This is a genomic window from Yinghuangia seranimata, from assembly GCF_029953285.1.
Taxonomy (GTDB): domain Bacteria; phylum Actinomycetota; class Actinomycetes; order Streptomycetales; family Streptomycetaceae; genus Yinghuangia; species Yinghuangia seranimata.
Window position 1 is genome coordinate 18,895 of record NZ_JASAOI010000074.1, and the last position, 22,213, is coordinate 41,107.

The following is a 22,213-nucleotide window of genomic DNA, read 5'->3' on the forward strand; positions in this document are numbered from 1 at the left end:
CGCGGCACCGAGGGTGCGGCGGAGGACGGGGGCGGACGGGCGCGAGGCGTACGGAGAGCGCGCGGGGCGCGGCGGCGAAGACCGGTGCGCAGCCGACGGGCGGCACTGGAAGGAGCCCGTGGGCGTCGTCTAGGCGCGCGGACAGGTACCGCCGGCCACTCGACACAGGTCGATGTGGCGGCACGACACGAGGTGGAGGTCCGCACTCACGGCATCGACGCTACGAACCCGTCGGACGTGCTGTCAACGTTGACCAACTCAGAGGTGTCACGTAGGTTCCAAAAGCAGGTTGGCAACGAAGTGGCCCTATTTCATGGGTAGTTCACAGATCGTTCATAAGTGACGACCTGTCAGGTGAGGGATCGCGAGGGACGGAGGGCGCCTGATGACGCACCGGTCCGCCCGCATGCCCGCGAGCGCGCTGCTGTGCGGTCGGCTCTACGTCGACCTCGGGCGCGTCTACAGCGCCGCGTGTAGCTCCGCCGGTTAGCCACCGGCTCCAGGCCGCCGTGACCCCCGGCGGCCCTGTCCGCGACCCCACCGGAGCACACCCATGTCCTCGATCCTCACCCTGTGGGGCACCCCTTCCGCGGTGTCCCGTACCGGAATCGTCGCCGAGCACGTCGCGACCCGCCTGGCCGCGGCCGGCCACCGCGTGGACCGGCTCGCCGTGCGCGACCTGCCCGCCACCGCGCTGCTGCACGCCGACACCAGTGACCCCGTACTCCGCGACGCGCTGCGCCTCGTCGAGAAGGCCGACGCGCTCGTCGTCGCGAGCCCCGTCTACAAGGCGTCGTACAGCGGCGTGCTGAAGACGTTCCTGGACGTGTTGCCGCAGTTCGCGCTGCGCGGCAAGTCCGTCCTCCCGGTCCTGACCGGCGGTACCCCGGCGCACGTCCTCGCGCTGGACTACGCGCTGCGCCCCGTGCTGACCTCGCTCGGCGCGACGCACGTCGCACAGGGCTGGTTCGTCCATGAGAGCTTCGTGCACCCCGCGGCCACGCCGGGCCCGGACCCCGACCCGCACACCGGGGCTCCCGCCGAGCCCGCGGATCCCGCCGACCGGGTCCACCGCGTCGACCCCGACGGTGTCGCCCCGCTGCTCGAACTCGTCGACGCCTTCTCCGCCCGCCTGTTCGCGGAAGGCGAGGCCCGCTGATGCCCGCCGTACGCGACCACGTCCACCTCGCCGTCGCCCTGGAGGGCGTCGGCCACCACCCCGCCGCGTGGCGCTCCCCGGCCACCCGGCCCGACCGGGTGTTCACCGCCGAGCACTGGCTCGAGCTGGTGCGCGAGGCCGAACGCGGCGCGCTCGACTTCGTCCGCGTCGACGACGCGCTCGGACTCGGTTCCGACGGCCAGGACCGGCTGCGCGGCCGACTGGACGCCGTCACCGTGCTGGCCCGGGTCGCCCCGGTCACCGAGCGGATCGGCCTGATCCCGGCCGCGACGACCACCCACACCGAGCCGTTCCACGTCTCCACCGCGCTCGCCACACTGGACTTCGCGTCGCGGGGCCGCGCCGGATGGTGGGCCAAGCCGTCGACGACCGAGGAGGAGACCCGGCTGTTCGGCCGCAAGCCGCTCGCCTCGCCCGGCGAACTCCAGGACGAGTCTGCGGAGTTCATCGACGTCGTCGGCCGACTGTGGGACTCCTGGGAGGACGGAGCCGTCATCCGCGACGTGCCGACCGGCCGCTTCGTCGACCGCGAGCGCCTGCACTACGTCGACTTCCAGGGCACCTACTTCGACGTGCGCGGCCCCTCGATCACACCGCGCCCGCCGCAGGGCCGCCCGGTCGTCGCCTACTCCGTGACCGACGAGGCGTCCCTGGAGATCGCGGCACGCGACGCCGACGTGCTGTTCATCGACGTCGCCACACCCGGGCAGGCCCGCAAACTGCGGGCCCAGGCGCACCGGGTAGCCGAGGCCGCCGGCCGCGACCCCGACACGCTGCGGGTCCTCGCGGACGTCACCGTCGTGCTCGGCCGCACGGCCGCCGAGGCCGGCCGGGCCCGCCGCGACCTCGACGACCTCGACCACGAATCAGCGCCGGGCGCACTGCAGTTCACCGGGACCGCGAGCGGCCTCGCGGACCTCGTCGAGTCGTGGACCGCGGCCGGCGCCGTGGACGGGTTCACGGTCCTGCCCGCCCTGCTGCCCGACGGCCTGACCCGGCTCGTCGACTCCGTCGTGCCGAGACTGCGGGAACGCGGCCTGTTCCGCGACACGTACCGCTCCGACACGCTGCGCGGCCACCTGGGCCTCGCCCGCCCCGAGAGCCGCTACGCGCGGCCCACCGCCACCGCCACCGCGCCGACGGCCTCGGACGCCCTTGCGCCCGTCGCGCCGGCCACCCCCGTGAGGACGCCATGAGCCCCCGCAGGCAGATCCACCTCGCCGCGCACTTCCCCGGCGTCAACCACCACACCGTCTGGTCCGACCCGACGGCCGGCAGCCAGATCGACTTCGCGTCCTTCGCGCACCTCGCCCGGACCGCCGAACGCGGCCTGTTCGACTACTTCTTCCTCGCCGAGGGCCAGCGGGTGCGCGAACACCGCGGCCGCATCTTCGACCTGGACGTCGTCGGGCGGCCGGACGCGCTCACCGTCCTCGCGGCGCTCGCCGCGGTCACCGACCGGATCGGCCTCGCCGCCACCGCGACCGCGACGTACAACGAGCCGTACGAACTGGCCCGCAAGCTCGCGTCGCTGGACCACGTCAGCGGCGGACGGGCGGCGTGGAACGCGGTCACCTCGCCCGACGCCTGGACCGGCGAGAACTTCCGGCGCGGCGGCTTCCTGCCGCGCGGGCAACGCTACGAGCGCGCCACCGAGTTCGTCGACACGGTCCGCGCCGTGTGGGACTCGTGGGCGCCCGACGCGGTCGTCGCCGACCGGGAGGCAGGGGTGTTCGCCCCCGACGGCGACACCGGCATCGGACGGTTCACCCGCGCCGGGAAGCACTTCGCCATAGAAGGCGCGGCGACCGTCCCGCGCGCCCCGCAGGGCCACCCCGTGCTGATCCAGGCCGGAGACTCCGACGAGGGACGCGAGTTCGGCGCCGCGTACGCCGACGTGATCTTCACACCGCACGGCGCGCTCGCCGAACGCCAGGCGTTCTTCGCCGACGTCAAGGGCCGGCTCGCCAAGTACGGGCGGCACCGCGACGAGCTCAAGGTCATGCCCGGCGCGGGCTTCGTGCTCGGCGCCACCGACGAGGAGGCGAGGGAACGCGCCGAGGAGGTGCGGCGCCACCAGATCAGCCCGCAGAACGCCCTGCACTTCCTCGAACAGGTCTGGGGCCGCGACCTGTCCGACCTGGACCCCGACGGCCCGCTCCCGGACTTCGACCCCGACGTCGAGGCGCAGGCCGACATCAGCCAGGGCCGCGTCCGGCTGTTCCGCGACCCGCTCGCGGTCGCCAGGCAGTGGCGCGAACGCGCCGCCGCGCAGGGGCTGAGCATCCGCGAACTGGTCATCGAGGTCTTCGCCCGGCCGGGGTTCGTCGGCAGCCCGAGCACGGTGGCGGCGCTGATCGACGAGTACGTGCAGTCGGAGGCGTGCGACGGGTTCATCCTCGTCCCGACCGTGATCCCGCACGGGCTCGACGAGTTCGTCGAAACGGTGGTCCCGCTCCTCCAGGAGCGCGGCAGCTTCCGCACCGCCTACACCGGCAGCACACTGCGCGACCATCTGGGCCTGGGCGCGCCCCGCGCCTCCACGCACAGCGAGGGCGCCGAACCCGGCCACCTGGCGGTCTAGGGAGGGCCGTTCACGCAGCACGTGCCGCGCGGTCCCGGGGGCAGGCCCGGGGCCGCGCGGCACTTTGCTCAGCCGCAGTCCCCGGCCGCGGCCTCCGGCGCGGTGCCGGCGAGCCGGTCCCAGTCGACGATCGGCAGGGTGCTCCCCGACGCGGCCGGGCCGCGACAGGACGCGCGGTGGTGCTGCGCGATGTGGTCCAGGCGCAGGTTGTCGCGGAACGCCGGAAGCTCGTACAGGCGCTCGAAGTAGGCCCACAACACCGTGTGTTCGCCGATCCGGCGGACGTCCTCGACCCACAGGTGCCGGCGGTGCACGGCGTCGACGTGCAGCAGCGTCGTCCACAGGTGGACGTCCGCGGCCGTGAGCCGGTCGCCGAACAGGAACGGGCTCTGGGACAACCGGTGTTCCAGCAGCCCCAGCGCGTTGAAGACGGTGCCCGTCGCCTCGTCGTACCGATCGCCCCTGCGGGCCCGGCCGGCCTGCTGCGCGGCCTCCCACACGTCGTCGTCGAACAGCGCGCCGTAGCGGGCGATGCCGTCCGCCAGCCCGGCCGGGTACAGCTCGGGCCCGGCCCCCTCGAACGCGGTCGCCAGGTCGTACATGATGTCGTCCGCCTGGTTGCTGACGATGCGTCCGCTCCAGCGGTCCCACAACACCGGGACGGACACCGGGCCTTCGTAGTGGTGCTCGGTGGCCTCGTACGCCTCGCGCAACTGGGCGAACCCACCCACGCTGTCGGGGCCTTCGCCCGTACGGAACGCCCAGCCCCGGCCGTCCCGCACCGGTGTGACGACGGACAGCGTCACCTTGTCCTCGAGGCCGGCCAGGGAGCGGGTGACCGCCGCGCGCAGCGAGCGCGGACAAGCGAGCGACACGTACAGGTGATAGCGGTGCGGCACGGCGGTGAAGCCGCTGCCGGGCTCCCGGCCGATGCGGCCCTGGAAACGGACGGTGCACGGGGCGGCAGAGGTGGGTAGGTGTACGGGCATGACAGGACTCCCTGGAGGCCGGGTCGGGCGGGGGCAGGGAAACACGGCCGCCGGGACTGTGGAGGCGGCGCGCGGGCATACGGGGGCCGGGCTCGAGGCCGGCGGACGCGACGGGACCGGAAGGACCGGGACGAGGGGCCTCACGGGGGCCCCGCCGCACGTGCGGCTAGGCCGCGCTGGCGACGCGCAACAGGTCGATGTGGCGGCGCCGGAGGAAACGGCCGGAGACCAGGCGGAGAGGCCGAGGGAAGAGCGTTCCGCGTGTGCCGCGCATCGCCGTCCCCCTCCCCGGGTTTGCCGTTACCGGATTATTCGCAGGGCGTCCATATACCGTCAAGGGCCGTCTTGCCCCGTAAGATGCGGCGCTTGACGGGGGATTGTCGCTGTATACGCAGCTGGGTCTGCATGAGAGGCACGGGGAAGATGTCTGACTCCACGGCGGGGCGTTCCGGGGGCGGAATGCGGGCGCTCGCGTTGAACTGGCTGCCTACGCTGCTGTTCAACGTCCTGATGCCGGTGGTCACTTACAACTACCTGACCGGGCACGGCATGAGCGGCGTGAACGCGCTGCTCATCGCCTCGCTGTGGCCGGTCGCGGAGCTGGCGGTCGTCTTCGTCGCCAAGCGCCGGCTGGACGACTTCAGCATGCTGACGTTGATCTTCCTGGTGCTCACGATCGTGACGTCGGCGTTCTTCCACAGCGAGCGGCTCCTCCTCATCAAGGAGTCGGTGATCACCGGCATCTTCGGGGTCATCTGCCTGGGCACGCTGTTCGCGGCCCGACCGCTGATGTTCTACTTCGGCCGCAAGTTCGCGACCGACGGCACCGCCGAGGGCATCGCCTACTGGAACAGCCTTTGGCAGTACGAGGGCTTCCGGGCCACCCAGCGGCTCATCACCACCGTGTGGGGTGTGGCCTACATCGTCGAGGCGGTCATCCGGATCGCGCTGACCTACGTGCTGTCGCACAGCGCCGCGCTCACCGTCAACAACGTCATGCCGTACGCGGTCACCGGCGGCCTGCTCTTCTGGACGATCCGGCTCGGCAACAAGCGCCGCGCCGCCGCCGAGGCCGCCGGGCGCGTCCCGGGCCAGGCGAGCGCCGAGCAGCAGGCGCAGGCCGAGCCGTCGGCCAGCTGACCGAGCCCGGGCAGCGCACAACACCGCACAACACCGCACAGCACCACTGCAGCATGGCGACGGGACCCATACGGCCGGCCGACCGGCCGCGCGGGTCCCGTCACCCGTATCCGGGCAGCGGCTTGCGCTCGTGCCGCTTGACCCAGGCGCCGGGCCCGCGCGCCCACGAGTGGCGCCCGCTGGCCTCGCACACCAGACAGGCCTCCTGCTTGCCGACGGCGACGACGCGGCCGCCGATGAGCGCCGCCCTGGCGGCGTACCGCCAGCCGTCGCCGTCGCATGTCACACACACCGCCGCCAGGTCCCGCGGGATCTCGGGCGGCGGGGCGTCGGGGTCGTCCGGGGGCTCCGGAGGGTCGTCGTCCACTGCTCTTCACGGTAACCAGACGGACGGACGGGAAACGTCCTCCGCGCCCGGAAGTCCCCCGGGCGTGTGTCCTCCGCGCGTCCGCCCGGGCTCCCCCACGGGGCTCACACCTCCTGCCACACCCCCGACGGCAGCCTCTCCATCACCTGCGAGTTCGCGCAGTCGGGTGTACGGCGAGGGCAGTTCGCCGGTGACGGGGTCGGGGGTGTCGGCGACAAGGCTGAAGACGGCGAACTTCACGGCGGGCCTTCCGTGTGCGGGGAGCGGGGAGCGGGGAGCGGGGAACGAGCGGACGGGGAGCGGGCCGCGGTTCAGACGGGCGCGAGGCGGCGGCCGGGCACGGCGTCCAGCAGTTCGCGGGTGTACGCGTGGGCCGGATCGGCGAGCACGCGCTCGACCGGGCCCGACTCCACCAGCCGTCCCCGTCGCATGACGCCGACGCGGTGCGCGATCCGCGCGACGACCGCCAGGTCGTGCGAGATGAACAGCAGGGCGAGGCCGAGCTCGTGCTGCAGGCCGGTGAGCAGGTCGAGGATCTGCGCCTGCACGGACACGTCGAGGGCGGAGGTCGGCTCGTCGCACACCACCACATCGGGACGCAGCACCAGCGCGCGGGCGATCGCCACGCGCTGCCGCTGACCACCCGACAGCTCGGCGGGCCGCCGCGTCAGCACGTCCGGCGGCAGGGCGACCTGCGCGGCCGACGCGGCGGCCAGCTCCCGGCGTTCGGCGCGGTCGCCGACGCCGAAGGCGCGCAGCGGCTCGGCGATGACGTCGCCGACCGAGAACCGCGGGTCCAGGGAGGCGTACGGGTTCTGCGAGACGACCTGGACGCGCCGCCGCAGCCCCCTCAGCTCCCGGGCCGCGGCGCGCCGGCCGCCGCGCGGGCGGGGCCGGTCGTCCGTGCCGGTGAGCGCGGCGACGTCGACGCCGGCGACCTCGATCCGCCCGGCGGTGGCCCGCTCCAGGCCGAGCACGAGCCGCGCCGTGGTGGACTTCCCTGAGCCGGACTCGCCGACGAGCGCGAAGGTCTCGCCGGGGGCGATGTGGAACGACACGTCCTCGACCGCGTGGAGCACGGCCTTGCCGGGCAGCGGGAAGTCCTTGCCGAGCCCGTTGACGTCGACGATCCGCCGCGGGGCCGTGCCGTCGGCCGACGCCGACGAGGGTACGGCCGCCCGGCTGTCGCCACGCCCGACGGTGCGCCAGGCGCCCAGCCCCGGCGCGGCCGCCGTCAGGTTCTTCGTGTACGGGTGCACCGGCTCGCGCAACACCCGTGCGGCGGGCCCCTCTTCGACGACCTCGCCGCCCGACATCACCACGATGCGGTCGGCGCGGTCCGAGGCGACGCCCAGGTCGTGGGTGATCAGCAGGACCGCTGTGCCGTTCTCGCGGGTCAGTCCGGCCACATGGTCGAGGATCTGCCGCTGCACGGTCACGTCCAGCGCGCTGGTGGGCTCGTCCGCGACCACCAGGCGCGGACGGCACGCCAGGGCGATGGCGATGAGCACACGCTGCCGCATGCCGCCGGACAGTTCGTGCGGGTACTGCCGGGCGCGCACGTGCGGCGCCGGCAGCCCCGCCTCGGCGAGCAGCTCCACCGCGCGGGCCCGGGCGCCGCGTCCGTCCGCGAGCCCGTGCACCAGGAGCGCCTCGGCGACCTGGTCGCCGACGCGGCGCACCGGGTTGAGGGACACCGTCGGATCCTGCGGGATGAAGCCGATGCCCGCGCCGCGCACCGCGCGCATCCGCCTTTCGTCGAGGGCCAGCAGGTCGCGTCCCTGGAACCGGACTTCGCCGCCGGTGACCTCGCCGCCGAGCGGCAGCAGGCCCAGCACGGCGTGCGCCGTGGTGCTCTTGCCGGAGCCGGACTCGCCGACCACCGCGACGACTTCGCCCGGTCGCACGGTCAGCGAGACGCCGTGCACCACTTCCCGCGGCATGCCGCGGCTTCCGCCGCCCGCCGCGTACGCGACCCGCAGGTCCCGGACCTCGAGCAGTGCGGATCCGTCCTCCGGGCCGCCGTCCACGGCCGCCTCGTCGGTCATCGGTCGTCTCCCCGTTCGGTGTCGAGGGCGCGGGATATCCGGTTCGCGGCCAGCACCGTCGCGGCGACGACCAGGCCGGGGAAGGTGGTCAGCCACCACGCGGTGGCCACGAAGTTGCGGCCGTCGGCGACGAGCGCGCCCCACTCAGGGGTGGGCGGGGCGGCGCCGAAGCCGAGGAAGCTCAGCGACGAGACGGCGAGGATCGAGACGCCGAACTCCAGTGCGGCAATGACCAGGACCGGCCCCCACGCGTTCGGCAGGACGTGGCGCAGCAGCACCGCGCCCGGCCGTACGCCGCTCGCCCGGGCCGCCTCGACGTAGCCTGCCCCGCGCACGCGCAGCACCTCCGCGCGCATCACCCGCGCGAACACCGCGGCGGCGGCCACGCCGACCGCGAGCGCGATCTTGGTGGTGCCGAAGCCGAGCGCGGTGATGACGGCGAGCGACAGCAGCAGCCGGGGGATCGCCTGGAGGACGTCGACCAGCCGCATCACCGCGTCGTCGACGAATCCGCCGGCGAACCCGGCGACCAGGCCGAGCGAGCCGCCGGCCGCGAGCGCGACGAGCACCGCGAGCGCGCTCGCGCGCAGCGACAACGACGTGCCGTGCACGACCCGGGTGAACACGTCCCGGCCGAGCTGGTCGGTGCCGAACAGGTGGTCGGCGCTGGGCCCTTGCAGCTTCTCGGCGGGGACGCCGGTGAGCGGGTCGCCGCCCGCGAGCACCGCTGGGGCGACCGCCGCGAGGAGTACGAGGGCCGCGACGAGTACGGACAGCAGCAGCCCCGGACGGCGGACCGTGAAGCGGACCGCCGCGCGAACGCGCCCGGGCGGCCGGGCCGTTCCGCCGGAGGAAGCCGCATCGGCGGTCGCGTGCGCCGGGGGCGTCGCGAGAACGGTCATGGCGTTCCTCCCGTCAGGCCGCCGCGGCCCGCGCGGTGGTCACGCGCGGGTCGAGCACCGGATAGAGCAGGTCGAGCGCGAGGCTCACGACCACGAAGACCAGTGCGGAGAGCACCACGACGCCCTGCACCACCGGGATGTCCTGGCGGTCGACCGCGAACGCCGTCACGCGGCCGAGGCCCGCGCGCGAGAACACCGTCTCGACGACCACCGACTCGGTGAGCAGGTTCCCGGCCAGCACGCCCACGACGGTGAGCGTCGGCAGCGACGCGTTGCGCAGCGCGTGCCGCAGGTGGATCCGTGCCCGCCCCGCGCCCTTCGCCCGCGCGGTGTCGACGTACGGCGCGGCGAGCGCGGTCGTCATGCTCTTCGCCAGCACCTGGGCGATGAACGCGCCCGCGGGCAGGGCCATCGTGATGCCCGGCAGCACCAGGCTGTCGAACCCGTCGTTGCCCAGCGCGGGCAGCGCGCGCCACTGGAACGACACCACCTGGATCAGCACCAGGCCGACCCAGAACGCCGGCATCGAGATGCCCACCGCCGGGATCGAGAGCAGCAACCGCCGTATCGCCCGGTTGCGCGCATAGGTGGCCAGCAGCGCGATGCCGCCGCCGAACACCACGGCCAGCAGCAGCGCGAACCCCGTCAGCTTGAGGGTCTCGGGAAGCGCGTCGGTGATCGTCGTCCGGACGTCGGCGCCGCTCTGGACGGAATGGCCGAAGTCGCCCTGCACCGCGTTGCGCAGCGCCTTGGCGTACTGCACCGGCAGCGGCTCACCGATGCCGTACTTGTCGCGGACGGCGGCGATCTCCGCGGGTGTCGCGGTCGATTCGATGCCGCCGAGCTTGATGTCCACCGGGTCGCCCGGCAGCACGAACAGGATCGCGTAGGACAGCGTGAACGCCGCCCACAGCACGAACAGCGCCTGCAGCAGCCGGCGCAGCAGGTAGCGGGCCACGGCCGGTCAGCCCTTGAGCCACGCGTCGTGGAAGTTCAGCCGCGACGACGCGTCGAGCGTGACGCCCTGCACCTTGGCCGCGAAGCCGTGCACCTGCGCGAGTTCGAACAGCGGGATCGTGTAGCCGTGGTCGACCAGCTGCCGCTGCGCCTCCGCGACCTGCGCGGCGCGCGCGGCCGGGTCGACGAGCTGGGCCTGCTGGTCCAGCGCGGTGTCCTGCGGGCCGAGCGGCAGCCGGCCGCGGTTGAGGCCCTTCGTGGAGAACACGACGCGCAGCACGTCCGGGTCGGAGCGGGTGAGGTTGTAGTAGGAGAAGTCGAAGTCGCCGGACGTCTGGACGGTGTTCTGCTCGCCGGCCGTCAGCTTCCGCAGCCGCAGGTCGACGCCGACCTTCTTCAGCTGCTGCTGGAGCAGCTCCAGCACGGTCTGGCTGGCGTTGAACGCGGGTGCGAACACGACGTCGAGGCTCAGTTTGCGGCCGTCCTTCGCGCGGATCCCGTCGCCGCCGGGGAGCCAGCCGGCCGCGTCGAGGATCCGCTTGGCGCCCTCGGGGTCGTAGGCCAGCGCCGCGCCCAGGTCCGTGTAGCCCGGTGTCACCGACGCCAGCACGCTCGTTGCAGCCTTGTACTTCGTGCTGAGCACGGTCGTGGTGAGCTCGGGGCGGTTCACCGCCTTCTGGATCGCCTGCCGCACGTGCTCGTCGTCGAGTCCGGGGCGCGTGACGTTGGGGTGCAGGCTGAACACGAACCCCGGGTTGGGGCGGGTCAGGACGGTGTACCCGGCGGCGAACCGCGGTTCGTCCTGCGGCTGGACGTCGCTGATCGCGTCGACCTGCCCCGACTCCAGCGCCCCCGCGCGCACCCCGGACTCCGGGACGATCTTGTAGACCACCTTGTCGAGGTACGCCTCGCCCTGCTTCTTCCACAGCGACGAGCCCCACGCGTAGCCCGCGCGCCGGGTGATCTCCACGCTCTGGTTCTGCTTGTACGAGCCGAACACGAACGGGCCGGAGCCCACCAGCGCGCCGAGGCAGCGCTCTTCCGGCGTCTTGGCGAACGTCGCGGGGGACACCAGCCCGAGCGACACCGTCGAGGTGGCCTGGAGGAACTGCGCGCTGGGCGCCTTGAACTCCACGCGCACCGTGGTCGGATCGACGACCGTCGACGCCTTGTAGCCGGCCAGGTAGCCCGAGCCGATGCTCGCCTTGGCACCCAACGCGGCGATGCCGTCGAGGTTCGCCTTGACCGCGGCGGCGTCCACCGGGCCGCCGTCGCTGAACGTCACGCCGGGGCGCAGGTGGAAGGTGAAGGCGGTGGCGGTCGGGTCGACCTCCCAGGACTGCGCGAGCCAGGGCTTGATCTCCCCGGTCGCCGGGTCCTGGTCGGTCAGCGAGTCGACGAGCTGGCGGCCGATGTTCAGGCTCGCGTTCAGCCCGTACTGCTGCGGGTCGACGCACGTCGGGTCGACGGCGAGCGCGAACGTCAGCGTGCCGCCGGTACGCGGCGGACCCGCGTCCGCGGACGCCCCGGCGCCGGTGGCGGGGTCCGCCCCGGAGCAGCCGGAGGCGGCCAGCGCCAGCGCGGTCAGGAGAGAGGAGAAGGCGGGCAGGCGGGTACGGCGGAGCGCGGGCATGGAAGTCTCCAGTGGGCCGTGGCGGCGCGCGCACATGCGGAAGCCACGGGGAACGCGGAACGGGCGGGGCCGGGCGGCGAGCGGAACGCTCTAGCCGCGACGACAGCCCGCGCTGGAGACACGTCCGAAGTCGACGTGGCGGCGGCTGCACAGCTTCCTGGAGTGCATTCCAGGAGCTTAGATACTCTGCCCCTCCAAGTTGCGACGCTGGTGTGAACTCTTCGTCAACCGCGTGACGCCGCGCATCACGACGGCCTTCGCGGCACGGCCGAGGGCACCTGCCTCGATGCCCCGCGACTCGCGGTAGAGGCGGACGAAGCCCAAGAGCATCGCCGCGCCGATCGCTATCAGGTGCTCGCGGCCCGCGAGGTTCGGCACGGCGATCGACTCGAGGGTCATCGACAGGCCGGTCAGCGAGAACAGCACCGGTGCGCGCTTGACCACGGAGATGTAGGAGAACAGGCCGACCACCGCCGCCGAAGGGCCGGTGTCCAGCACGTACGCCGCCGAGTGCGGAAGGCCGAGCATGTGGTGCGGGCCGAGCGAGATCATGAACCGGGCGGTCATGGTGCCCGCGAGCGTGGAGATGTACGCGATCACGAGCGTGCGCTTCCAGCCCAGCGTGAGCTGCGCGAGCGCGAACGCGATGAACAGCTGCGTGAGGCCGGCCCACACCGGCAGGTTCAGCGCCGGGACGTACAGCGACACAGGGGTGCGCAGCAGCGATATGGGCAGCGGCAGGCTGGCCTGCACGCCGCCGATGATCCGCACGAAGTCGTGCCCGAACCGGGTCAGGTGGATGGCGTGCAGCACGATGACGCCGATGCACGCGATGAAGGCCAGGTTCAGGCCGCCCCAACGGCGGTTGACCAGGATCTCCTTGAACGGCGCGACGACGATCGACCTGAACTCGTTCAGCAGCATGCGCCACAGGAAGAGCACGACACGGATCGGGGGGATGTACCGCTTCGCGGGCACGCCGGTCTCGGCGGACGGCGCCTTCGGCTCTGCCTCAGCCCCCGTCTGCGCGTCTTTGCGCAGGTCGTCGAGGCGGTCGACGACGTCTAGTACTCGGAACACGGCCTGACCTACACCCCGACTCTCGCCACTCCCCAGGACGCCACCGGCATACATCATAAGTATGCGAGTGGCGCGGACTCTGGTTGCCCGTATATGGACGAACGGCGGGCGCGTTGGGTTTCATCCATCGATTCGGTTTCTGTGCGATTTTGTGTTTCCGCAGGTCAGAGGGGGGTTCTTCGGGGCGTGCGCCGGGCGCGCGGCGGCTGGAGCCCCCAGGCCGCCGCGCGGAATGGCCGAGACATTGGCTCAGACCAGCAGCACGACCTTGCCGCGGACGTGCCCGGCCTCCACCAGCCGGTGCGCCTGCGCCGCCTCGGTCAGCGGGATCCGGTGTCCGATATGCGGAACCAGCAGGCCCTTCTCGTACAGCGCGACCAGTTCGCCGAGCCGCGCCGCCGAACGCGCCCCCGGGCCGCCGCGCAGGCCGACCGCGCCGAGCCGCGCCGCGCCCTCGAAATCGGTGATCGTGCCGATCCGGGAGCGGTCCGCGACCAGCTCCACGGACGCCTCCAGGGCGCCCCGGCCGGCCCCGTCCAGTGCCGCGTCCACACCCTGCGGCGCCGCGGCGCGCACCCGTTCGACGAGCCCGTCGCCGTACGCGACCGGCACCGCGCCGAGCCCGCGCAGGAAGTCGTGGTTGGCCTCGCTCGCCGTACCGACCACCGTCGCGCCCCACGCGACCGCGAGCTGCACCGCGATCGTGCCGACGCCGCCGGCCGCGGCGTGCACCAGCACCGTCTCCCCGGCCGCGACCCGCAGCTCGCGCAGCGCGCGGTGCGCGGTCTGGCCGGACGCCGACATCACGCCGGCGACGTCCCACGGCATGCCGGCCGGCTTGGGCACCGTCTGATCGGCGGGCACCACCACGTACTCCGCGTAGCTGCCGGTCATCGACCAGCCGAGCACCTCGTCGCCGACCGCGACGCCGGACACGCCCGCGCCCAGCGCGTCCACGGTGCCGGCGAACTCGTTGCCCGGCGTCGCGGGCAACGAGACGGTCATCGTCGGCGGCGCGAAGCCGCGCCGCATCATCGTGTCGGCCGGCTGCACGCCCGCCGCGCGCACCCGCACCCGGATCGCGCCGGGCCCCGGCTCGGGGAGCGGCACCTCGGTCGACCGCAGAACGTCGGGGGTGCCGAACTCGGTGAACGTCACTGCCTTCACGGGGCACATCCTGTCGGGGCGGGAGAGCGGCGAGCCGCGGTCTCCCGACACGATCGGAGGTGAAGTGCGGTTGAAGTCAAGCGCGGCCGCTCCGACGGCAACCCCGGCGCCGCGCGGGCGGCTCGCCTAGAGTCGCGAACGGGCCCGGGCAAGTTGCGATTGCCCGGGCCCGCCTCGCGGGATGCCACACCGGCTACTTGCCGCCGACGATCCCGAGGTTGTCCTCCTGGCTCAGCACCTTGCCGCCGGCGTCGAACCACTTGGCACTCGCCGCACCGTCCGGACGCGAACCCTCGGGCACCTCGAAGACGTAGTAGTGCTCCGACGTCCCGGGAACGGTCAGAACCTTCGCGTCCGCCTTGGTGCCGTCCTCGAAGGTCGCGGTGACCTTCGCGACGTTCGGGCTCATCCTGCCGAACGTCACCGCGCCGAGCTTGCCGACGCCGGGCTTGTACAGCGCGGTGTCACCGACCCCCACGTTCGAGAAGCCGGCATGGTCGTCCGTCACCGGACGGTCCCACAGCGGGTCCGGCGCGCACGCGTTGCCCGCGCGGTTGTCGAGGTGCCCGTCGAGGAACACCTCGTACAACTCGCAGTATCCGGTGGCCTCGACGAGCTTGCTCTTGTCGTCGGGACTCGGCTGCTGGTACATGCCGGTGCTCCGAGTCCGCACCAACTCCCACTTGTGGCCCTTGAAGTCGCCGCTGGCCACGGTCACCTTGCCGAGCCCGTCCGGCTGGGTCTTGGGGGTCGACGGCGTGGACTCCGGCGCCGGTGTCGCGGCGGGCGACTGCGCCACCGCCAACGGCGGCGAGCCGGCCGCGGCCGTCTTCTGACCGCCGCCCCCGCCGGTGGCGAGCGACACCGCGGTCAACCCGCCCGCCGCGACCAGCACCGCGGCGATGGAGCCGGCGATCGCGGTGCGCCGCCGCCTCAGCCGCCGGCCGCCGCCTTCGATGGCCTGGTGCGGGGCGAGCGTGTCCGGCACGTCCCGCATTCCCTGTTCGAATCTCTCGCGCATCCACTGTCCTTCATCGAAGTCACGCACGAACCTGAACCTCCGAGGGGTGTGCCGAGTCCCAGACGGGACCGGTGAGTCCGGGGTCCTCGCGCAGTTTCGCGAGGCCCTTGGACGCCTGGCTTTTGACCGTCCCCACCGAGCAGCCCAGCGTGCGGGCCACCTCGGTCTCCGGCAGGTCCTCCCAGTACCGCAGGACGACCACCGCCCGCTGACGGGCCGGGAGCCTCGCCAACGCCCTGAGCAGCGCGTCGCGTTGGTCGACGGTCCGGGTCGAGTCGGCAACTTGGACGTCCGGTATGCCCATGCCGAGCACCTGCGTCACCCGCTTCTTGCGGAACCGGCCGGCATTGGCGTTGACCAGGATGCGGCGCACATAGGCGTCGGGGCTGTCGCTCGACTGCACCCGCCGCCATGCCGCGTACACCTTGATCAGCGCCGTCTGGGCCAGATCCTCGGCCTCGGCATGGTCACCGGTCAGCAGGTACGCGATCCGCACGAGCCGCGCCCAGCGCGCCTGGACGAACTCGTGGAACTGCGCCACCTCATCGGGTCTCAATGAGCACCTCCTCAACGGCATGGAGTACGGATGGGGCGGACGGGGTTGCCCGGGTCGCGGAAAGGCTTTTTCCGACGGCATGCCGAAGGCCGTACCGCCGAGGGGCGGTACGGCCTTCGTGGGAGCGGGGGTTCGTGGTGGCTACCGGCCGGCGGCCAGGCCGGCGATCAGGAGGGCGGCCGCCGCGATGGAGGCGAGGCCTCGGACGTGGTTCATGCGGGTCCAGTCGGTCAGGTAGGCGGCCCACATGCGGTCGGCTTCCGGGGTTCCCGCGGTGACCTTGTCGAGGGCCTCGTTGCGGGGGACGTGGTAGCCGCCGGTCAGGAGGAACGAGCCGACCAGGTACAGGCCCGCGCCCGCCGTCAGGTAGCCGGAGTAGTCGCTGTTCCAGTCCACGAAGGACCAGACGGCGAGCCCGGCCGAGGCGACGGTGGTGCCCATGAAGACGGACAGGAAGGCGAAGGTGATGGCCGACGTGTTGATCGCCTGCATGACGCCGACGGCGTCCTTGGCGGGCACTTTGGCGAGGCCCTTCATCACCAGGACGGAGAACCCGTAGAACACGCCGCCGATCACGGCACTGCCGAGCGCGGTGGCCAGGGTGAGCGCGTACAGGGTTCCGTTCATGATGCTGCCCTCCAGATGTGCGGGTGATCAGGGGTCGGGCATGGCGAACCGTCGGCCGGGGCCGGTCATTCCGCCGGGGCGTTCCACAGGCCGGTGGCGGCGACGGAGCGGGCGTACTCGGTGAAGTCGCGCGGCTCGCGGCCGAGGGCGCGCTTGACGCCGTCCGTCAGGTGGGAGTTGCGGCCGTCGAGGACCTCGGTGAACAGGTAGCGGATGAGCCACACGACCTCGTCGGGCTCGCCGAGCTCGGTGAGCACCTGGGCGTACGCGTCCATCGGCACCGGCACGAACTCGACCGGGCGGCCGGCCGCAGCGGCGATCTCGCCGATCGCCTCGGCGAAGGTGAGCATGCGCGGGCCGGTGACCTCGTAGATCTCGCCGTGGTGCCCGTCCTCGGTGAGCGCGACCGCGGCGACCTCGGCGATGTCGTCGGCGTCGACGAAGGGTTCGAGCACGCCGTCGACCGGCAGCGCGACCTCGCCCTGGATGACCGGGTCGACCATGAAGTTCTCGCTGAAGTTCTGGAAGAACCAGGCGGCGCGGACGACGGTCCACTGGGCGCCGGCGGCCATCACCAGCTGTTCGGCCTGCTGCGCCTCGGGCTCGCCGCGGCCGGACAGCACCACCAGGCGCTCGACGCCCTCCTCGGCGGCCAGCTTCGCGAACGCGCCCACGGTCTCGGCCGCGCCGGGGACCGCGAGGTCCGGGTAGTACGCAAGGTACGCGGCGCGCACGCCCTGCACCACCGGCTTCCAGGTCGACCGGTCGTTCCAGTCGAACGGGATCTCGGCGCTCCGTGAGCCTATGCGCGTCGGGACGCCTCGTGCGGCGAGCAGTTCGGCGACGCGGCGGCCGGTCTTGCCGGTGCCGCCCGTGACCAGGACGGTGTCGTTCGAGGTGGTGGCGGCGGTGGTCTCAACGGAGTTCGACATGACAAGCGCTCCTCGGCTGTGTTCGCGGATTTGTCTCGGATTTGGCGTTCCCTTGCTTGACTCAATTCAAGGGGAAGCCCGTGAGACGGAACATAGCCGAGGAGCGCAAAGACATATGCGATCGTCTAGATCACGCGGAGTCTGCCGCGCGATCATGATCTTGGCTGGGCAAAGTGCGCATCAGCCCAGAAGATTGCCCATCCACTCCTCGATCGCGTCGGGGTCGCGCGGCAGCGCCGAGGACATCAGGCGCGCGCCGTCCTCGGTGATGACCAGGTCGTCCTCGATGCGCACGCCGATGCCGCGCAGCTCGGGCGGGAGGGTCTCGTCGTCCGGCTGCAGGTACAGGCCGGGCTCGACGGTCAGGACGTGCCCGACCTCCAGCTTCCCGTCCAGGTACGTCTCGGCGCGCGCCTTCGCGCAGTCGTGCACGTCCATGCCGAGCATGTGGCCGCTGCTGCACAGCGTGTAGCGGCGGTGCAGCCCGCTCTCCGGCTTGAGCGACTCGGCCGCGGAGACCGGCAGGACGCCCCAGTCGTGCAGGCCCTCCGCGATGACCGCCATCGCGGCCTGGTGGAAGTCGCGGAAGCTGGCGCCCGGGCGCAGCGCGTCGATGCCGGCCTGCTGCGCGGCCAGGACCAGCTCGTACACCTGGCGCTGCACCGGCGAGAACCGCCCGGACAGCGGGATCGTGCGGGTGATGTCGGCGGTGTAGAGGCTGTCCGTCTCCACGCCGGCGTCGAGCAGCAGCAGGTGGTCCGGGTTGAGCGCGCCGTCGTTGCGGATCCAGTGCAGGACGCACGCGTGCGCGCCGGACGCGGCGATCGTCTCGTAGCCGAGGCCGTTGCCCTCGGCGCGGGCGCGCAGCCGGAAGACGCCCTCGATCCAGCGCTCGCCGCGGTGGTGGCGCATCGCCTGCGGCAGCGAGCGCACGACGTCCTCGAAGCCCGCCGTCGTGTAGTCGACCGCGGCCTGCAGCTGGGCGACCTCCCACTCGTCCTTGATCAGGCGCATCTCGGAGAGGTACGAGGCCAGTTCGCGGTTCTGGTCGGTGTCACCGCGCACCGGGACCAGCGAGTCGACGTGCGGGTCCTCGCCGGACAGCACGCGGGTGGGCACGTTCGGGCCGCGGAACAGGTCGGCGAACGTGTCCAGGTGCACGGCCTCGATGCCGTACAGCGTCGTGGCCTCGTCGAGCGTGGGACGGCGGCCGACCCAGAACTCGCCGTAGCGGCGGTCGCGGAAGAACTCGCCGGTGTCGCGGGTCGAGCGCGGGCGCAGGTACAGCCGCGCCTCGTGCCCGCCGCCGACCGGCTCGAGCACCAGGACGCTGCCGGGCTCCTGCTCGCCGGTCAGGTACGTGTAGGCGCTGTGCGGGCGGAAGCGGTAGTCGTCGTCGTTGCTGCGGACCTTGAGCACGCCGGACGGGATCACCAGCCGCTCGCCCGGGAACCGCGCCGACAGCCGCTCGCGGCGCTTCGCAGCCCACGGGCCGATCTCCGCCAGGCTCAGGTCGGGCAGCGGGCTCGGTGCCCACCGGTCGCTGACGTAAGCGGCCAGGGCGTCCGAGACCGGCAGGTCGTGGCTGCCGGTGTGGAAGCGGTCGGCGGCGTCCTGGGTCACAGGATTCCTCCAGTCAGTTCACGCGAAATGGGACATCGTCTACTTGCGGCGCGGCGCGCCCCGCACGCTACCCGGCGCGGCCGCGTGTGTGGTTATACGGCTGTATGAGGCCGGGGCTACGCGGTTTGTTCCAGGCGTTCGACCGGCACCGCCGGCTCGTCGGCCTCCGCGCGGTCCGCCGGGGCCAGCGCCGCCGCCGCGGTCTCCTCCAGCGGCGCCGGGAAGTGGCACGCCACCTCGTGGCCGGGCGTCGCGCCGAGCCGCACCAGCGGCGGCTCCTGGTCCGCGCACACCCCCTGCGCCTTGGGGCAGCGGGTCCGGAACCGGCAGCCCGACGGCGGGTCGGCCGGGCTCGGCAGGTCTCCGGTCAGCCGGATACGCGGCTTGCGCGCGCCGTCCGCCTCGCGCTCGCCGGGCACCGCCGACAGCAGCGCGTGCGTGTACGGATGGTGCGGGTTCGTGTACAGCGTCTGCCGGTCCGCGACCTCGACGACCTTGCCGAGGTACATCACCGCGACCCGCTCGCAGAAATGCCGCACCACCGCGAGGTCGTGCGCGATGAACACGAACGCGATGCCCAGGTCCCGCTGCAGGTCCTTCAGCAGGTTGACGACCTGCGCCTGGATCGACACGTCGAGTGCCGACACCGGCTCGTCGGCGATCACCAGGCGCGGTTCGACGGCCAGCGCGCGGGCGATCCCGATGCGCTGCCGCTGCCCGCCGGAGAACTCGTGCGGGAACCGGTTGTAGTGCTCGGGGTTCAGGCCCACCCGCTCCAGCAGCTCCTGGACGCGCTTGCGGTGCCCGCCCGGCGGGTCGATCCCGTTGATCTTCATCGGCGCGGTGATGATCGTTCCGACCGTGTGCCGCGGGTTCAGCGACGAGTACGGGTCCTGGAAGACCACCTGGATCTCCGAGCGCAGCGGCGCCAGTTCGCGGCGGCTCGCGTGCGTGATATCGCGCCCCGCGTAGCGGATCGCCCCGTCGGTCGGCTCCATCAGGCGCGCGACCAGGCGGCCCGTCGTGGACTTGCCGCACCCGGACTCGCCGACGAGGCCGAAGCTCTCGCCCGCGCCCACCTGGAACGACACGCCGTCCACCGCGCGCACCGCGCCGACCTTGCGGCGCAGCATTCCGCCGTGGATCGGGAAGTGCATGCGCAGGTCCTCGACCTCGAGGAGCGGTGCGCCGGTCTCCGGCGCGGCGTCCTTGGCCCGCTTCGGGGCGGGGATGGCGCGGCTCATGAGGCGGCTCCCTGGGAGTGCTGGACGACCGGCAGCCCGCGGGCGCGCAGCCGCGCGTCGGCGTCGAGGTGGCACGCGGACACGCCGGAACCGGCGCCCGGCAGGCCCTCCGGGCGGGCCAGCGCGGGGCGTTCGCTGCGGCACGTGTCGATCGCGTGCACGCAGCGGGGGTGGAACGGACAGCCCGAGGGCGGGTTGAGCAGGCTCGGCGGCGACCCCGGCACCGGGCGCAGCGGCTCGTCGACGTCCGAGGTGAGCCTCGGCATCGACGACAACAGGCCCCAGGTGTAGGGGTGTTGCGGGGTGGTCAGCACCTCGTCGGTGGTGCCGCGCTCGACGCAGCGCCCCGCGTACATGACCAGGACCTCGTCGGCGGTGTCCTCGATGACGCCCAGGTCGTGGGTGACCAGGATGATCGCGGTGCCCAGCTCGCGCTGCAGCTCCGCGAGCAGGTCGAGGATCTGCGCCTGCACCGTGACGTCGAGCGCGGTGGTCGGCTCGTCGGCGATGAGCAGGTCGGGGTCGCACACCAGCGCCATGGCGATCATCGCGCGCTGGCGCATGCCGCCCGAGAACTGGTGCGGGTAGTCGTCCACTCGGCGTACGGCGTGCGGGATGCCGACCCGGTCGAGCATGTCGACCGCGCGGAGGCGGGCCTTCTTGCGGTCCGCGCCGGTGTGCCGGCGGTACGTCTCGGCGATCTGCTCGCCGATCGAGTAATACGGCGACAGCGCGGTCAGCGGGTCCTGGAACACCATCGACATGCGCCGCCCGCGCAGGTCGCGCAGCACCTTCTGGGACGCGCCCAGCAGGTCGACGCCGTCGAACCGGGCGCGGCCCTCGATGGTGGTGCGCGCCGGGTTGTGCAGGCCGAGGAGCGCGAGGTTGGTGACGCTCTTGCCGGAGCCGGACTCGCCGACGATGCCGAGCGTGCGCCCGCGGTCGACGGTGAACGACAGGCCGTCGACCGCCTTGACGACGCCGTCCTCCGTGCGGAAGCGGATGCGCAGGTCGTCGACGCTGAGCAGGGGGACGGCGTCGGCCGAGGTCGGCTTGCCGCCGGGCTTGGGGGCGGTCGCGGTCACGAGATCCTCACCCGGGGGTCGATGACGGCGTACAGCGCGTCGACGGCGACGTTGGCGAGCACCATCGCGGTGGCCGCGATGAGCACGACGCCCATGATCATCGGCAGGTCGGAGTTGGCGACCGAGGTGATCGCGAGCTTGCCGATGCCGGGCAGGTTGAAGGTGGTCTCGGTGACCACCGCGCCGCCGAGCAGCACGCCGAGCTCGATGCCGTATACGGTCAGCACGGGTGTCATCGCGCCGCGCCACGCGTGTTTGACGTACACGTCGCGGGACCTGAGTCCCTTGGCGCGGACGGTGCGCACGTAGTCCTCGCTGAGCGTGTCGACCATCGACGAGCGGGTCAGCCGCGTGTACACGGCCCCCTGCACGAGCGCGAGCGTGAACCACGGCAGCAGCAGCCCGCCCGCCCAGTCGGCGCTGTTGTCGAAGAACGGCACGTACTTGGGCGGTGGCAGCCAGCGCAGTTCGTCCACCAGCACGTAGCGCGCGATGACGCCGAGGAACTGGATGGTGACCGACGCCGCGACCAGCGACAGCGCCATGGTCGCCTTGTCCAGCCAGCGGCCCCGGTTCAGCGCCGCGAAGATGCCGGCGCCGACGCCCACCACCATGAAGATGACGGACGCGCCGAAGGCCAGCGACAGCGTGGTCGGGAAGCGGTCCATCAGCGTGTCGAGGACCGGCTCGTGGTTGACGAACGAGTAGCCCAGGCAAGGGGCCTCGCAGTGCGTGTCGCCGAAGTCGCGGCCCGCGAAGATGCCGGTCAGGTAGTGCCAGTACTGCATCGGGACGGACTCGTCCAGGCCGAGGTTGGCGCGGATCGCGTGCAGCGTCTCGGGGGTGCAGGTCTTGCCGCAGGACAACCGCGCCGGATCGTCCGGGATGGCGAAGAACAGGAAGAAGGTGGCGGTGACGACGATGAACAGGATCAGTGCCGCGCCCAACAGCCGCCGTACCAGGAATCGGAGCATGGGGTCGTCCTCACGACGAGAGGCGCGGGGCCCCCCCCCCGGGGGGGGGGCGCGGGGGGGGCCGGGGGGGGCGGGTGCCCCCCCCCGGGGGGGGGGGGGGGCCC

At 72.6% G+C, this 22,213-nt stretch carries 20 protein-coding genes; 4 read left to right on the forward strand and 16 right to left on the reverse strand.

The genetic code is table 11. The annotated features are described in order from the left end of the window. Window positions 1–553: 553 nt before the first annotated feature. The 3 genes from ssuE to QI554_RS38465 are packed head-to-tail and all read left to right on the forward strand — an operon-like array spanning window position 554 to window position 3,764. A complete protein-coding gene (gene ssuE, locus QI554_RS38455; RefSeq protein WP_281477222.1) occupies window positions 554–1,159 on the forward strand; it encodes an NADPH-dependent FMN reductase in 606 nt (201 codons plus the stop codon). Further along, a complete protein-coding gene (locus QI554_RS38460; RefSeq protein WP_281477224.1) occupies window positions 1,159–2,376 on the forward strand; it encodes an LLM class flavin-dependent oxidoreductase in 1,218 nt (405 codons plus the stop codon). The genes ssuE and QI554_RS38460 overlap by 1 nt, the downstream gene beginning before the upstream one ends. Beyond that, a complete protein-coding gene (locus tag QI554_RS38465; protein ID WP_281477226.1) occupies window positions 2,373–3,764 on the forward strand; it encodes an NtaA/DmoA family FMN-dependent monooxygenase in 1,392 nt (463 codons plus the stop codon). Before QI554_RS38460 ends, QI554_RS38465 begins: the two co-directional genes overlap by 4 nt. Before the next feature lie 68 nt (window positions 3,765–3,832). Here the strand turns inward: QI554_RS38465 and QI554_RS38470 are convergent, their stop codons facing one another. Further along, on the reverse strand, window positions 3,833–4,753 hold the full coding sequence (locus QI554_RS38470; protein ID WP_281477228.1) for a glutathione S-transferase C-terminal domain-containing protein: 921 nt from the start codon (window positions 4,751–4,753) through the stop codon (window positions 3,833–3,835). Window positions 4,754–5,176: 423 nt separating this feature from the next. Here QI554_RS38470 and QI554_RS38475 point away from each other — a divergent pair, with 423 nt between their 5' ends. After that, complete coding sequence (locus QI554_RS38475) at window positions 5,177–5,893, forward strand: VC0807 family protein (RefSeq protein ID WP_281477229.1); 717 nt, start codon at window positions 5,177–5,179, stop codon at window positions 5,891–5,893. Window positions 5,894–5,993: 100 nt separating this feature from the next. On the opposite strand, the gene QI554_RS38480 is transcribed toward QI554_RS38475, so the two are convergent. The 15 genes from QI554_RS38480 to QI554_RS38550 form a co-directional block, all read right to left on the reverse strand. Then, complete coding sequence (locus QI554_RS38480) at window positions 5,994–6,260, reverse strand: hypothetical protein (protein ID WP_281477232.1); 267 nt, start codon at window positions 6,258–6,260, stop codon at window positions 5,994–5,996. Between the two features lie 311 nt (window positions 6,261–6,571). After that, complete coding sequence (locus QI554_RS38485) at window positions 6,572–8,308, reverse strand: dipeptide ABC transporter ATP-binding protein (RefSeq protein WP_281477234.1); 1,737 nt, start codon at window positions 8,306–8,308, stop codon at window positions 6,572–6,574. Next, complete coding sequence (locus QI554_RS38490; RefSeq protein WP_281477235.1) at window positions 8,305–9,210, reverse strand: ABC transporter permease; 906 nt, start codon at window positions 9,208–9,210, stop codon at window positions 8,305–8,307. The genes QI554_RS38485 and QI554_RS38490 overlap by 4 nt, the downstream gene beginning before the upstream one ends. A 13-nt stretch (window positions 9,211–9,223) precedes the next feature. Beyond that, on the reverse strand, window positions 9,224–10,168 hold the full coding sequence (locus QI554_RS38495; RefSeq protein WP_281477237.1) for an ABC transporter permease: 945 nt from the start codon (window positions 10,166–10,168) through the stop codon (window positions 9,224–9,226). Between the two features lie 6 nt (window positions 10,169–10,174). Next, window positions 10,175–11,800, reverse strand: a complete 1,626-nt coding sequence (locus QI554_RS38500) for an ABC transporter substrate-binding protein (RefSeq protein WP_281477240.1) — start codon at window positions 11,798–11,800, stop codon at window positions 10,175–10,177. A 177-nt stretch (window positions 11,801–11,977) separates the two neighbouring features. After that, on the reverse strand, window positions 11,978–12,880 hold the full coding sequence (locus QI554_RS38505; protein ID WP_281477242.1) for a hypothetical protein: 903 nt from the start codon (window positions 12,878–12,880) through the stop codon (window positions 11,978–11,980). A gap of 249 nt (window positions 12,881–13,129) precedes the next feature. Beyond that, window positions 13,130–14,047: an NADP-dependent oxidoreductase gene (locus QI554_RS38510; RefSeq protein WP_281477243.1), complete on the reverse strand. Its 918-nt coding sequence runs from the start codon at window positions 14,045–14,047 to the stop codon at window positions 13,130–13,132. Window positions 14,048–14,240: 193 nt separating this feature from the next. Further along, window positions 14,241–15,068 (reverse strand): hypothetical protein, encoded by an 828-nt coding sequence (locus QI554_RS38515; RefSeq protein ID WP_281477245.1) that lies wholly within the window; start codon window positions 15,066–15,068, stop codon window positions 14,241–14,243. Between the two features lie 19 nt (window positions 15,069–15,087). Next, the gene (locus QI554_RS38520; protein WP_281477247.1) at window positions 15,088–15,624 is read right to left on the reverse strand and encodes a SigE family RNA polymerase sigma factor; all 537 of its coding nucleotides are present in this window, start codon (window positions 15,622–15,624) and stop codon (window positions 15,088–15,090) included. A gap of 141 nt (window positions 15,625–15,765) precedes the next feature. Further along, window positions 15,766–16,251: an anthrone oxygenase family protein gene (locus QI554_RS38525; protein WP_281477249.1), complete on the reverse strand. Its 486-nt coding sequence runs from the start codon at window positions 16,249–16,251 to the stop codon at window positions 15,766–15,768. A gap of 65 nt (window positions 16,252–16,316) precedes the next feature. Next, window positions 16,317–17,183, reverse strand: a complete 867-nt coding sequence (locus QI554_RS38530; RefSeq protein ID WP_281477251.1) for an SDR family oxidoreductase — start codon at window positions 17,181–17,183, stop codon at window positions 16,317–16,319. 180 nt (window positions 17,184–17,363) lie between these two features. Then, window positions 17,364–18,806 (reverse strand): aminopeptidase P family protein, encoded by a 1,443-nt coding sequence (locus tag QI554_RS38535; protein ID WP_281477253.1) that lies wholly within the window; start codon window positions 18,804–18,806, stop codon window positions 17,364–17,366. Between the two features lie 116 nt (window positions 18,807–18,922). Next, window positions 18,923–20,050 carry an ABC transporter ATP-binding protein gene (locus tag QI554_RS38540; RefSeq protein ID WP_281477255.1) on the reverse strand — a complete coding sequence of 376 codons (1,128 nt, stop codon included), beginning with the start codon at window positions 20,048–20,050 and terminating at the stop codon, window positions 18,923–18,925. Beyond that, window positions 20,047–21,135: an ABC transporter ATP-binding protein gene (locus QI554_RS38545; protein ID WP_281477256.1), complete on the reverse strand. Its 1,089-nt coding sequence runs from the start codon at window positions 21,133–21,135 to the stop codon at window positions 20,047–20,049. Before QI554_RS38545 ends, QI554_RS38540 begins: the two co-directional genes overlap by 4 nt. Next, window positions 21,132–22,109 carry an ABC transporter permease gene (locus QI554_RS38550; RefSeq protein WP_281477258.1) on the reverse strand — a complete coding sequence of 326 codons (978 nt, stop codon included), beginning with the start codon at window positions 22,107–22,109 and terminating at the stop codon, window positions 21,132–21,134. Before QI554_RS38550 ends, QI554_RS38545 begins: the two co-directional genes overlap by 4 nt. Window positions 22,110–22,213: the final 104 nt, after the last annotated feature.